The organism is Streptomyces sp. CBMA29 (genome assembly GCF_014596445.1).
Lineage (GTDB): Bacteria > Actinomycetota > Actinomycetes > Streptomycetales > Streptomycetaceae > Actinacidiphila.
In genome coordinates, this window is the sequence record NZ_MECL01000115.1 from 1 (window position 1) to 13,340 (window position 13,340).

The following is a 13,340-nucleotide window of genomic DNA, read 5'->3' on the forward strand; positions in this document are numbered from 1 at the left end:
GCCGGGGCGCTGCTGGCCGCGGGCGCCGCCTGGGCGCTGCGCCGCCGCCCGGTCCCCGCCGACCTGTGGGTGTGGCTGGCCGCCTCAGGGGCCGCCGTGGTCTCCGGCTTCCAGTTCTACGGCCACTACTTCCTCCAGGCGGTGCCCCCGCTGGTGCTGATCGGTGTGGCCGCCGTCCGCGCGCTGCCCCGGCTGCGCGCCGCCGTCGCCTGCTGGACCGTACTGGCCTGCGCCGGATTCCTGGTCTGGGACCTGGCCGCGCCGAGCCGCGAGCTGGACCACGCGGTCACCGTCGCGGCCGCGGTCCGCGCGCACACCGCGCCCGACGACCGCGTCCTGGTGTGGGGCATACACCCCGAGACGTACTGGTTCGCCGACCGGCGGCCCGCCAGCCGCTATCTGACCGCGGGCTTCCTCACCAACTTCAGCGGCGGGCGCGGCGGGGTCCGGGTGGGGGAGCGGTACGCGGTCCCGGGCGCCTGGCGTGCCTTCGGCGCGGAATTCTCCGCGCACCCGCCCGCGCTGGTGGTCGACGACTCCCGCGGCGCCCCGTACGCGGTCGCCCGCACGCCGACCCTGCGTGACCTGCTGGATTCCGGCTACCGGCGGGTGGCGACGGTCGATGGGGCGGTCGTCTGGGCGCGCGAGGCCGCAGGACCGGCCGGGCGCGGCGGCGCTCATGGGGGACCGGCTGGACGTGGCGCATGGGGACGATGGTAAAAAGGCGCGAGAGCTGGTGCGGCAATATCGAGGTGGCGTTGTCATGACGGAGTCCAAGGGACCCGGGAACCAGGACCGTGCGAAGGACGGGGGGAGCAAGCCCAAGCGCAGGTCCCTCCTGGACCGGGTACGGCCCTACGCGGTCGGCACGACCGCGATCGTGGTGATCTTCGGCGGGTCCGCGCTGATCGGCGAGCACGTACGCAGCACCAAGGACGACAAGGTGCGCGAGCCCTCGGGCGTCATCGCCGCGCCCATCGTGCCCACGGGCCCGGTGGACACCGCGTCGCCCAGCCCCAGCGCCACCCCCACGGGCCCCAAGCTCGGCCTGCCGGTGCGGCCGTCCGTGCCGGTCACGGTCACGATCTTCGTGGACCTGCGCAGCCCCGACTCCAAGGCGTTCGCCGATGAGTACCAGGCCACGCTGACGCAGTTGCTGACGACCGGCCAGGCGGAGCTCCAGTACCGCCTGGTGACCGCCTCCGACCAGCAGTACGGCGGCGAGGGCTCCAAGATCGTCGCCAACGCGGCGGCGTGCGCGCAGGACCAGAGCCGCTTCACGCAGTTCATGAAGGAAGTCTGGAAGCACCAGCCGGACCCGAAGAGCGACACGCTGACCCACCTGAACTTCCTGAAGGAACTGGCCGTCAAGGCCGGGAAGATCAAGCTCAGCAACTTCGAGCCGTGCCTGGAGCAGGGCGACCACAACGGCTGGGTGCAGCAGTCGCAGAACGACTTCGCGAAGTCCGGCCTCGGCTCGATCCCGGTGGTGGAGATCAACGGCACACCGGTCAAGGACGTGCACTCCACGCTGACCCCGCAGAAGCTGCGCAAGATGGTGCTCGCCGAGGCCAAGCGCGTGATCGCGGTGCAGGCCACACCGTCGGACACGCCCACGCTGCTGGGCTGACGGACTGTCGGATTTCTCCGGCCGCTCCGTCTTCCCCACCGCTGTATCGCCGCTGTATCGCCGCTCCCCGCGGTCGGGTGTTTCGTGCCCTTGAATCATCGGTATGTCAGATTTCGTCAACTTTTAGGCGAAATCGGGTACTGAAGGCATGTGACACCCGATCACGGAGGAGTGGTGCGCATGTCCATACCGGTGTTCGATGACGTCGAACCGCTGCCCGCCTGCGGTTGTGAGGAGTGCGCCCGACGGCGCCTCGCCGACTCGATGGCGCGCGACACCGGTGGACCGGCCACCGGCGCGACGACCCGTGTGGTGGTCGTGGCCGCCGCCGCGGGCACCGCGCTGGGCGGCGCCGCGGGAGCGGTCGCCGCCGTGCCGCTGCCGTCGCAGGCCACCGCCTTCACCACGGGCCGCGCCGCGCTCGCCGCGGCCCCTGCCACAGCCACTGCCGCGGTCCCGGCCACAGCCCCGGCCGCCGCACCCCTGCGGCTCACCCGCGACCAGATCATCCAGCGCGCCCGCACCTGGGCGGACGCCAAGGTGCCGTACAGCATGACCGCGTACTGGAAGGACGGGTACCGGCAGGACTGCTCCGGCTTCGTCTCCATGGCCTGGGGTCTGGGCAGCAGCGCCTGGACCGGCAATCTGGCCAGTTACGGCGTCCGGATCACCAAGGACGAGCTGATGCCCGGTGACATCCTGCTCTTCCACAACGCCGCCGACCCCGAACACGGCTCGCACACGATCATCTTCGACGGCTGGGTGGACGACGCGCACACCGCGTACACCGGCTACGAGCAGACGGTCCCGGCCACCCGGGTCCAGACCACGCCGTACGCATACTGGTCCAATTCCGGGAAATACATTCCCTACCGGTACAAGTATCTGGCGGGTGGCAGCAGTTCGGGATCGGGGTCCGGTGGGTCGTCGGGTTCCACGGCCTTCCCCGGCACGTCCGCCTTCGGCCCTGGCGCCGACAACGCCAGCGTCACCCGGCTCGGCACCATGCTGGTCGGCCGCGGCGCCAGCTCGTACTACAAGGTCGGTCCCGGACCGAAGTGGAGCGAGTCCGACCGCGGTGCGACCAGTGCCTTCCAGCGCGCCCAGGGCTGGTCGGGCGGTGACGCGGACGGGCTGCCAGGACCCACGACCTGGTCGTATCTCGTCCAGGACAAGGGCCGCGACATCTCCGGCGCCCCGCGGGCCTCCGGCGGCACCCCCGCCAAGGTCCCGGCCTACCCCGGCGCGGGCGCCTTCCGGCCCGGCCAGACCAACGACTCGGTACTCGCCCTCGGCAAACGGCTCGTCGCCAAGGGCTTCGGCAAGAACTACACGGTGGGCCCCAGCCGTACATGGGGCGAGGCAGACCGGCGCAATGTCGAGGCGTTCCAGCGGTCCCTTGGCTGGACCGGGCGCGACGCGGACGGCTACCCCGGCCCCGAGACCTGGAGACGACTGTTCACGTGACGACATCTTCCACCGCCGCAGGGACGGGTCTGCCGGAGCAGACCCGCCCGGCCGCCCACAGCGGCAGCACCGAAGGCCACTCCGCTCCCGCCCCCGCCGCCCCGCCGGAGCTCGTCGAACGGCCGGGGCCCTGCCTGCCCGGCTGGACCGCGACCGTCGTCGTGCTCGCCGCGACCGCCGGCCTCTGCTGGCTGCTGTGGCGGGCCGGCGTCCTGCCCGCCGACATCGCCGGCCGCCCCCTGCTGCCGCCCCCGCCCGGCGGCGGCATGGCCCCGCCCCCGCCTCCCGGCTACGGCTACCCGCAGCCGGCGGCGGTGCCGACGGTCGGCCCCGGCTACATGGCGGTGCTCCGCTACCGCGGCCAGGACGGCAGTGAACAGCAGCTCATCCGGCGTTCGGCGCCCGGCACTCCGCACCCGGAGTGGCAGATCCTGCACGAGCTGCGCTCGATGGGCGTGCGGCCCGAGCAGGTGCTCGAACTGCACACCGAACTGGAGTCGTGCGACCTGCCCGGCGGTTACTGCACGCGGATGATCCGCGAGACCTGGCCGCAGGTGCGGATCAGCCACACCGCGCCGTACGGCAGGGACCACGCCAGCCGCCAGCAGGGCGTCCAGCATCTGCTGACGCACCAGGGCGAGCTGCACCAGGTGGCGGGCGCGCCCGCGCGCCCGCAGCCGCAGCGGGTGCCGATGCCCGACCCGCACAGTGTGCTGCGGGTGCCGCCGGTGCCGCTCGACGTGATCGGGCAGGAGCTGGCGGCGGCCTTCGGGCCGCAGGGCCTGTTCCGCTTCGACCAGCGGGCGGTGTCCCGGCAGGGCGTGCCCGACATCGTGGCGCAGACCCTGGTGTGGTCCGGGCTGCCGGTGGACTTCGGCCCGTTCTTCTGGGCGCAGGCCCAGCCGGGCCAGCCGGTGCCGACGCTGGCGGAGCTGGCCCAGCAGCGCGGCGTGCGGGCGGCGTCGGACGCGGGCTCGTATCTGGTGATGGGCAATGACTTCGGCCGTCAGCTCTGTGTGCAGTACGGCACCGCGCACATCGTGGCGGTGCCGTTGGAGGCCGGTCCCGGCGGACAGCCCGCGCCGCCGCAGTTCGTCAATTCGAGCCTGCCGGAATTCGCCCGCTGCCTGGCGCTGCTGGGCCGGATGTGGCGGCTGCGGATCGGGCTGACGCCCGATCAGGCGGGCCGCTGGACGGTGGACTTCCAGGCGCAGCTCGCCGCGCAGGACCCGGCGGCCATCGCCTCGCCCGACCACTGGTGGTCGGTCCTCATCGAGCAGATGTGGGACGGACTGCTGTAACTGCCCCGGGAGGGCCCGGCCGACGGATGTACCGCCGCGCCGGGTCGCGGGAAAGGCGTCACCGGCCCCGCTGCGGCGGGGCCGGTCGCTGTGCCGGGTCGGACGGGCCGGTCAGGCGCTCGGCGGTGAGAACAGCGCCCGGACGGTCTCGGTGGCCAGGTCGCGCAGCCAGATGTGGGCGCGGTCCTCGTCGTACCGCTGGTGCCACAGCAGGTACAAGGGGACGTCGGGCAACGGGAGCGGCGTCGGCAGGGTGAGCAGGCCGAGGTGGTCCCGGGCCTCGCGGGTGACCGCGTCGGGCACGGTGACCACGAGGTCGGTGTCGAGGACCAGCCGCAGCGCGAAGGCGGCGGTGGGCCCGGCGGCGACGACGCGCCGTTCGAGGCCGCGCGCGGCCAGGGCGTCGTCGACCGAGTCGCGCAGACTTCCGCGCCGGGAAACGGTGAGGTGTTCCGCCGCCGCGTAACGCTCGGGGCTCACCGGGCCCTCGGCGAGCGGGTGGCCGGGCCGGACGGCGACGACCAGCCGGTCCCGGCCGACGAGGCGGTGGCGGACGTCGGGAAGCGCCGACCGGCCGGAGCTGGATTCGAGGTCGGCCTCGCCCCGGTGCGACTCGGGCGTGTCCGTGCCGGGTTCGGCGGACAGCCGCAGCCGGGCGCCGGGCGCCTGCTCGCGGACGGCCCTGGTCAGGGCGGTGCCGCAGGCCGCGGTCAGCGCGTCGTGCCAGCGCACGGTGAAGACCCGGTCCAGAGCCGCCAGGTCGAGGCTCTGCCGCGCGGACAGCAGGCGGTGGGCCTGCTGCACGAGAGCGTGGACCTCGGCGCGCATCGCGAGCGCACGCGGGGTGGGGAGCATGCCGCGCCCGGCGCGGACCAGGATCTGGTCACCGGTGACCTTGCGGATACGGCCCAGGGATCGGCTCATCGCGGGCGCGGTCACATGGAGGCGGGCCGCGGCGCCGGTGACGCTCCCCTCCTCCAGCAGGGCGTCAAGGGCCGTGAGCAGGTTCAGATCCAGTTGCATGACAGTAAATCTACAAGTGAAAAGCATGCACTTGTCGTTAATCCACGGGCGGCCTACCGTCGAAGTGCGGGCGCGAGAGGAACCGCCCCGCATCCATCGGCACCAGGGAGCCCCCCATGAGCACAGCCATGCCTTTCGCCGTCGGCACGACCCTCCTGGCCGACGTGACGGCCGCGGTCCGGACCGCCGGTCGTACGTTGCGCGACCGCTACACCACGCACGCCCGGGGCGTGAGCCTGGACGAGGTCGTCGCGGAGATCCACGCCAACGACGACGCGGTGCTGAGCGTGCTGCGCGAACCGCTGCTGCGGGCCCGGCCGGGATCGCGGTGGACCGAGGACGAGTTGGCGGGCGGCGCGCTCCCGCCCGGGGAGTGGTGGGTGGTCGACCCCGCCGAGGGCAACATCAACCACGTGCACGGCATGGAGGACTGGGCCGTCACCGCCACCCTGGTCCGCGACAACCAGCCGGTGCTCACCGTCGTCCACCTGCCGCTGACCGGCGACACGTACACCGCGGTCGCCGGCGGCGGCGCCCGCCTCAACGACCGGCCCCTGACGGTGTCCGCCAAGACCGACCTGGCCGCCGCGCTCATCGGCACCGGTCAGGCCAGGCCCGGCGAGGACGAGCGCACTTTCCGGCGGATCGGTGACTCCGTCACCGCCATGCTCGTCAACGGCCTGGTCGTACGCGTGTCCGTGCCCGCCACGATGCAGCTCATCCACGTCGCCGCCGGACGCATGGACGCCTTCTGGCAGTTCTCCGACGTCCGCTCAGGACTGGTCGCCGGCGCCCTGCTGGTCTCCGAGGCCGGAGGGACCGTCACCGACCTGGCGGGCGAGCCCTGGAACACCGGAAGCCGCGACTTCCTGGCCGCCGCCCCCGGCGTCCACGCCGCCGCCCGCGCTGTCCTGTCGCCGATCGCCTGACCGGACGCCCCGCACTTCCCGCCCGACACCGCAAGGAGCATCACCTCATGACCACCATCGGCATCCTGGGCGCGGGCCGCGTCGGGACCGGCCTCGCCAACAAGCTCTCCGCCGCGGGACACCAGGTCACCCTCGGCGGCCGGACCCCGGCAGACACCGCCGCCCGCGCCGCCCCTACGGTCGTCCTCGCCGACCAGCCCACGGCCGCCCGCGGCGCGGACATCGTGATCAACGCGACGCCCGGCGACAGTTCGCTGGAACGCCTCACCGGCCTGCGCGCCGAGCTCTCCGGGAAGATCCTCGTCGATGTCTCCAACGCCACCCGCGACGCCGAGGACGGCCTGCCCGGCGACCTGTGCTACCCCGGCAGCAGTCTCGCCGAACACCTTCAGGCCGCGCTCCCCGACACCCGTGTGGTCAAGACCCTCAACACCATGCTGTTCATGGTCATGACCGCTCCCGGAATCCTGGCCACCCCGCCGACCGCCTTTGTCTCGGGGGACGACGAGAACGCGAAGAAGACCGTCACCGGTCTGCTCGCCGACCTCGGCTGGCAGCCCGCCTGGATCGAGGATCTCGGCGGCATCGGCACCGCCCGCGCCACCGAGGCGATGATCCTGGCCGTGCCCCACGTCCTGCGCCGGAACGGCTTCACGCCGTTCGCCGTCTCCCTCTCGCGCTGACCCCCACCCCGCACACGGCGAAGAGCCGGGTGACGAAGGGCACTTCCCTTCTTCACCCGGCCCGTCTGTGTTCGGGGCCATCGGGAAGGGAGTGGATGGGTAGGAGACAGGTCGGAGTGTCGCACCCCGTACAATTCGGACATAAGCCAAAAATAGGCAGGACGGAACGGCCGACGGCGAGGGGCAGGGCATGAGCAGCAACACCGCATCGTCAGCCCGCAACATCGACACCGCGCGCGGACGCGGCTATCGGCCGGAACAGGTCGACCGTTTCCTCGACGAGTTGTCGGAGGACCGGGACGCCGCCTGGGAGCGGGCCGCACGGCTGACGGTGCTCGCCAACGAGATGGACGCCGAGTGCGCCTCGCTGCGGCACCAGGTCGAAGCGCTCGGCGCCACCTCGTTCGACGCGCTCGGCGACGGCGCCCAGGAGCTGTTGCGGCTGGTCGAGGAGGAGGCCGCGGCCGTACGCGACCGCGCCGAGGCCGAGGCGCAGCACGCGCGCGACACCGCGGAGACCGCCCGCCGCACCCTCCAGGACGAGACCCGCGCCGCCGCCTCCGCCCGGCTCGCCGCCGCCGAGGAGCAGGCGGAACGGCTCCTGGACGAGGCGTGCGGACGCGCCTCCGAGATCCTCGGCCAGGCCCGCGCGGAAGCCGAGGCCGTACGCGGCGAGGCGGGCCGTGCCCTCGACGCCATGCGGCAGGACGTCGGCCGGACCCTGGCCGAGGTCGACAAGGAGCGCCGCGAACGGCTCGACACCCTCGAACACGAGCTAGCCGAGCGCGAGGCCGGAGTCGACAGCAGGCTCGCCGACCTCCTCGGCGACGCCGAACGGCGCCTCCACGAGGCGCACCAGGAGCGTGCCGACGCCGAAGAGGCCCTGCGGGTGCAGCAGCGGGAGGCCGAGGAGCGGGCGTCGGAGCTGCTTGCCCAGGCGCGGACGCACGAGGAGCGCACCCGTCGCGAGAGCGAGCGCTCGCTGCGCGAGCACGAGCAGCACCGCGACGAGATTCGGGCGCACCTCGCGCACGTACGGGCCACCCTCGCCTCGCTGACCGGCCGCCACCTCCCGCCCTCCGGGCCGGACCACCCCGAAACCCCGGATGCCCCCGGCCTCCCCGAGCAAGCCGACCCCACCTGACCACGAAAGTGCGCTGCCCCCAGCGCCCCTCAGTGCACGGCGTGCCTCCCAGCGCAAAGAAACCGCCCCGGGGCCCCGGCCTCGAAGAGCGGCTGACCGTCCAGCGGCAGGCGGGTCTCAGACCGGGCGGGCTGCCAGGGGCAACAGGGCGGAGACGCGGAAGCCGCCGTCGGGGGTGGGGCCTGCGGCGAAACCGCCGCCGTGGGTGGTGACACGTTCCTTCATGCCGACAAGCCCGTGCCCCCCGCTGGGAAGCGGAGTGGCGGGGGTGCCGTCGGAGGGCCCGTTGAGGACGAGGACGGCGACCTCGAGCTCGCGGTAGGCGAGCCGGACATGGGCCTTGGCCCCTGCGGCGTGCTTGTGGACGTTGGTGAGCGCTTCCTGCACCACGCGGTAGACGGTCTGTTCGACGCGGGCGCCGCAGGGCCGCTCCTCGCCCTCGACGGTGAACTCGACGGTCATCCCGGCGGCCTGGGACTGCTCGACGAGTTCGCCGAGCTGATCGATGCAGGGCCCCTCGGGCTCCGGCTCGGGCTCGGGCTCGGGCTCCGACTCAGCCTCGGGCGCGAGAACCGGTGGCGCGGGAAGCCGCGGCGCGGGCGCGGGCGCGCGCTCCGGTTCCGCCGTGCGCAGCACACCGAGCATCTGGCGCAGTTCGGTCAGCGCCTCGCGCCCCATGTCGCCGAGCAGTTCCGCGGTGCTGGACGCCTTGGCGGGGTCCTTGAGGGCGACGGCCTTGAGGGCCGCCGCGTGGACGACCATCAGGCTCACCCGGTGGGCCACCACGTCGTGCATGTCGCGGGCGATCCGGGTCCGTTCCTCGGCGCGGGCCCGCTCGGCGCGCTCGGCCGCCTTCTCCGCGAGGAGTTCCAGCTCGCGTTCCAGGCCGTCGGCCCGCTCCCGCAGGCTCTCCACCAGCCGGCGCCTGGCCCGTACGTACAGACCGAGCAGGACCGGCGGGGCGGTGAGGCCGAGGGCGAGCAGGAGTGAGGTGCTCAGGACGATCGGCAGGGACATCGAGCGGTTGTCGTCCGCATTGCGCAGGCTGTCGTGGAGGCGGATGAAGGAGACCAGGAAGGTGCCGAGACCGTTCATGGAGGCGAGCGCGGCGGTGATCCGGCGCGGCACCTCGGAGACGGTCAGGGAGTAGAGGCCGACCACCGACAGCAGGAAGCCCAGCTCGGCCGGGCTCAGGGCGATGCCCACCAGGACCACGGCGATCGGCCAGCGGCGGCGCAGCAGCAGGGTGCTGCCCGCGAGCAGCCCGATCAGCGCCGCCACCGCGGGTGTCACCCCGGTCTTGTGGGCGAAGGTCACGCCCTCGAAGGCGCACTCCACGGCCGAGGCCACGGCCAGCGCCAGGTCCAGGAGGAAGCCGCGCCGCCGCGTCCACCACCACCAGCCGGACCCGGGCCGTCCGCCGGCCCCGTCGTCCGGTACGTGCGCCCCCGTCGTACTCATGGCGTCCAGACTAGGCGGTGCCCGAGGCCGCGTGGCGGCCGTGTCAGCCCCGTATCGGCGCCGTATCGGCCGACGGGACCGGTAAGGGTCTCAGGGGGCGAGCGCGACCGGGTGCCGTGTCCGCCAGGTGGGCGGGCCGTCTCGCCGCGGAGGCGGCCGCCTATCCTGGAGCGGTCGGACAGCGCGGTCCGCAGCCACGTCTTCCCCTATGCCTTGTATGCCGTCGTCCACTTCCACTGCACAAGGAGCCGCACCTGTGAGCAGCGCCGACACCGCCCCGGAGAGCAGTACCGCCCTGCGAGCCGACATCCGCCGCCTGGGAGAACTGCTCGGCGGCACGCTGGTGAGACAGGAAGGCCAGGAACTCCTCGATCTCGTCGAGCGGGTACGTGCCCTGACCCGCACCGACGGCGAGGCAGCCGCCACGCTTCTCGGCGACACCGACCTGGAGACCGCCGCCAAGCTGGTCCGCGCCTTCTCCACCTACTTCCATCTGGCCAACGTCACCGAGCAGGTGCACCGCGGCCGGGACCTGCGCGAGCGCCGCGCGCAGGAGGGCGGCCTGCTCGCCCAGACCGCCGACCTGCTGAAGGACGGCGACCCCGAGCACGTACGCGAGACCGTACGGAATCTGAACGTGCGGCCGGTCTTCACCGCGCACCCCACCGAGGCCGCGCGACGCAGTGTGCTGAACAAGCTGCGCAGGATCGCGGAGCTGCTGGACGACACCACCGGGCAGGGCACCGGCGACCGGCGCCGAGCGGACCTGCGGCTGGCGGAGAACATCGACCTGCTGTGGCAGACCGACGAGCTGCGGGTGGTGCGCCCGGAACCCGCCGACGAGGCGCGCAACGCCATCTACTACCTGGACGAGCTGCACGCGGGCGCGGTCGGCGACGTCCTGGAGGACCTGGCGGCGGAGCTGGACCGGGTCGGGCTGCCGCTGCCCGCGGGGACCCGCCCGCTGACCTTCGGCACCTGGATCGGCGGCGACCGCGACGGCAACCCCAACGTGACCCCGCAGGTCACCTGGGACGTGCTGATCCTCCAGCACGAGCACGGCATCACCGACGCGCTCGACCTGGTGGACCTGCTGCGCGGCTCGCTTTCCAACTCGATCCGCAACTGCGGCGCGAGCACCGACCTGCTGGACTCGCTCGCCACGGACCTGGTGGCGCTGCCCGAGATCAGCCCGCGCTACAAGCGGCTGAACGCCGAGGAGCCGTACCGGCTGAAGGCGACCTGTATCCGGCAGAAGCTCGTCAACACCCGCGAGCGGCTGGCCGGCGGCACCCCGCACGTCCCCGGCCGCGACTACCTGGGCACCGGCGGTCTGCTGCACGACCTCCAGCTCATCCAGGACTCGCTGCGCGTCCACCGCGGCGGCCTGATCGCCGACGGCCGCCTGGACCGTACGATCAGGACCCTGGCCGCCTTCGGCCTCCAGCTCGCGACCATGGACGTACGCGAGCACGCCGAGGCGCACCACCACGCGCTGGGGCAGCTCTTCGACCGGCTCGGCGAGGAGTCCTGGCGGTACGCGGACATGCCGCGCGACTACCGGCGCAAGCTGCTGGCCAAGGAGCTGCGCTCGCGCCGCCCGCTGGCGCCGACCCCGGCGCCGCTGGACGCGGCGGGCGCCAAGACGCTCGGGGTGTTCCACACCATCCGGGAGTCCTTCGAGCGGTTCGGTCCCGAGGTGGTGGAGTCGTACATCATCTCGATGTGCCTGGGCTCCGACGACGTCTTCGCGACGGCGGTGCTGGCGCGCGAGGCCGGGCTGGTCGACCTGCACGCCGGGATCGCCAAGATCGGCATCGTGCCGCTGCTGGAGACCACCGACGAGCTGAAGATCGCCGACCAGCTCCTGGACGAGATGCTGTCCGACCCGTCCTACCGGCGGCTGGTGTCGCTCCGCGGTGACGTGCAGGAGGTCATGCTCGGCTACAGCGACTCGTCGAAGTTCGGCGGCATCACCACCTCGCAGTGGGAGATCCACCGGGCGCAGCGGCGGCTGCGTGACGTCGCGCACCGGCACGGGGTGCGGCTGCGGCTGTTCCACGGCCGCGGCGGCACCGTCGGCCGCGGCGGCGGCCCCTCGCACACCGCGATCCTCGCCCAGCCCTGGGGCACCCTGGAGGGCGAGATCAAGGTGACCGAGCAGGGCGAGGTGATCTCGGACAAGTACCTGATCCCTTCGCTCGCCCGGGAGAACCTGGAGCTGACGGTCGCCGCCACGCTCCAGGCGTCCGCGCTGCACACCGCGCCCCGGCAGTCCGACGAGGCGCTGTCGCGCTGGGACGCGGCGATGGACATCGTCTCCGAGGCGGCCCACAACTCGTACCGCAAGCTGGTCGAGGACCCGGACCTGCCGCCGTACTTCTTCGCCTCCACGCCCGTCGACCAGCTCGGCGAGCTGCACCTGGGGTCGCGTCCCTCGCGCCGCCCGGACTCCGGCGCGGGACTGGACGGTCTGCGGGCCATCCCGTGGGTGTTCGGCTGGACGCAGTCCCGGCAGATCGTCCCCGGCTGGTACGGGGTCGGCGCCGGTCTGAAGGCCGCCCGCGAGGCGGGGCTCGGCCCGGTGATCGACGAGGCGTTCGGACAGTGGCACTTCTTCCGCAACTTCCTGTCCAACGTCGAGATGACCCTGGCCAAGACCGATCTGCGGATCGCCCGGCACTACGTGGACACCCTGGTGCCCGACGAGCTGAAGCACGTCTTCGCCACGATCGAGGCGGAGCACGCGCTGACGGTCAGCGAGGTGCTGCGGATCACCGGGGAGTCCGAGCTGCTGGCGGGCAACCCGCTGCTGGCGCAGACCTTCCACATCCGTGACCAGTACCTGGACCCGATCTCGTACCTCCAGGTCACGCTACTGGCACGGCAGCGTGAGGCGGCGGAGCGGGGCGAGAACCCCGACCCGCTGCTGGCGCGCGCGCTGCTGCTGACGGTGAACGGTGTGGCGGCGGGGCTGCGGAACACCGGCTGACCGATCGGAAGAAGGCGCCCGGCGGACCGATGATCGGTCCGCCGGGCGCCTTCTTCTATGGGGCCCTGCGCCTAAACGTCCAAGCGCCTGTACGCCGGCCGCCGCCTCAGTTCTTGCGGTGGCCGATCAGCCGCGGCTTGGGCTCTATGCCCGCCAGGCCGTTCCAGGAGAGGTTCACCAGGTGGGCGACGACCTCGGCCTTCTTCGGCTTCTGCGCGTCCAGCCACCACTGGCCGGTGAGCGCCACCATGCCGACCAGCGCCTGCGCGTACATCGGGGCGAGTTTCGGGTCGAATCCGCGCCGCTTGAACTCGTGGCCGAGGATGTCCTCGACCTGGGTGGCGATGTCGCTGATCAGCGAGGCGAAGGTGCCGGTGGACTGGGCGACGGGTGAATCGCGCACCAGGATGCGGAAACCGTCGGTGTACTGCTCGATGTAGTCCAGCAGCGCGAAGGCGGCCTGTTCCAGCAGCTCCCTGGGGTGGCCGCCGGTGAGCGCGCCGGTCACCATGTCGAGCAACCGGCGCATCTCACGGTCGACGACGACGGCGTAGAGCCCTTCCTTGCCGCCGAAGTGCTCGTACACCACCGGCTTGGAGACGCCCGCCTTGTGGGCGATCTCCTCGACCGAGGTGCCCTCGAAGCCACGTTCCGCGAAGAGCGTGCGGCCGATGTCGAGAAGCTGCTCGCGCCGTTCCTTGCCGGTCATA

10 protein-coding genes and 1 pseudogene are annotated in these 13,340 nt (G+C 72.6%); 8 read left to right on the forward strand and 3 right to left on the reverse strand.

The annotated features are described in order from the left end of the window. The 4 genes and pseudogenes from BGM09_RS16520 to BGM09_RS16535 form a co-directional block, all read left to right on the forward strand. Nucleotides 1-720: pseudogene (locus BGM09_RS16520) on the forward strand (glycosyltransferase); the annotation flags it as partial. A 43-nt stretch (nt 721-763) separates the two neighbouring features. Beyond that, a complete protein-coding gene (locus BGM09_RS16525) occupies nt 764-1,630 on the forward strand; it encodes a DsbA family protein (RefSeq protein ID WP_188282361.1) in 867 nt (288 codons plus the stop codon). A gap of 180 nt (nt 1,631-1,810) precedes the next feature. Beyond that, nucleotides 1,811-3,097, forward strand: a complete 1,287-nt coding sequence (locus BGM09_RS16530) for a peptidoglycan-binding protein (protein ID WP_188282362.1) — start codon at nt 1,811-1,813, stop codon at nt 3,095-3,097. Continuing rightward, nucleotides 3,094-4,398, forward strand: coding sequence for an SUKH-4 family immunity protein (locus tag BGM09_RS16535; protein WP_411158318.1), 1,305 nt, complete (start codon nt 3,094-3,096; stop codon nt 4,396-4,398). Before BGM09_RS16530 ends, BGM09_RS16535 begins: the two co-directional genes overlap by 4 nt. 111 nt (nt 4,399-4,509) lie before the next feature. Here BGM09_RS16535 and BGM09_RS16540 read toward each other — a convergent pair whose 3' ends face one another. Then, a complete protein-coding gene (locus BGM09_RS16540; RefSeq protein ID WP_188282363.1) occupies nt 4,510-5,421 on the reverse strand; it encodes a LysR family transcriptional regulator in 912 nt (303 codons plus the stop codon). A 116-nt stretch (nt 5,422-5,537) separates the two neighbouring features. On the opposite strand from BGM09_RS16540, the gene BGM09_RS16545 reads away from it, so the two are divergent. The 3 genes from BGM09_RS16545 (at nt 5,538) to BGM09_RS16555 (ending at nt 8,177) form a co-directional block, all read left to right on the forward strand. Next, nucleotides 5,538-6,350 carry an inositol monophosphatase family protein gene (locus tag BGM09_RS16545; RefSeq protein ID WP_188282364.1) on the forward strand — a complete coding sequence of 271 codons (813 nt, stop codon included), beginning with the start codon at nt 5,538-5,540 and terminating at the stop codon, nt 6,348-6,350. 47 nt (nt 6,351-6,397) lie between these two features. Then, entirely contained in the window at nt 6,398-7,033 is a 636-nt protein-coding gene (locus tag BGM09_RS16550) for an NADPH-dependent F420 reductase (protein WP_188282365.1), read from the forward strand. Nucleotides 7,034-7,223: 190 nt separating this feature from the next. Continuing rightward, nucleotides 7,224-8,177 (forward strand): DivIVA domain-containing protein, encoded by a 954-nt coding sequence (locus BGM09_RS16555; protein WP_188282366.1) that lies wholly within the window; start codon nt 7,224-7,226, stop codon nt 8,175-8,177. 117 nt (nt 8,178-8,294) lie between these two features. Here BGM09_RS16555 and BGM09_RS16560 read toward each other — a convergent pair whose 3' ends face one another. After that, entirely contained in the window at nt 8,295-9,638 is a 1,344-nt protein-coding gene (locus BGM09_RS16560) for a sensor histidine kinase (RefSeq protein ID WP_188282367.1), read from the reverse strand. 256 nt (nt 9,639-9,894) lie between these two features. Here BGM09_RS16560 and ppc point away from each other — a divergent pair, with 256 nt between their 5' ends. After that, on the forward strand, nt 9,895-12,630 hold the full coding sequence (ppc, locus tag BGM09_RS16565; RefSeq protein WP_188282368.1) for a phosphoenolpyruvate carboxylase: 2,736 nt from the start codon (nt 9,895-9,897) through the stop codon (nt 12,628-12,630). A gap of 106 nt (nt 12,631-12,736) precedes the next feature. Here ppc and BGM09_RS16570 read toward each other — a convergent pair whose 3' ends face one another. Then, a complete protein-coding gene (locus BGM09_RS16570) occupies nt 12,737-13,339 on the reverse strand; it encodes a TetR/AcrR family transcriptional regulator (protein ID WP_188282429.1) in 603 nt (200 codons plus the stop codon). Between the last annotated feature and the right edge of the window lies 1 nt (nt 13,340).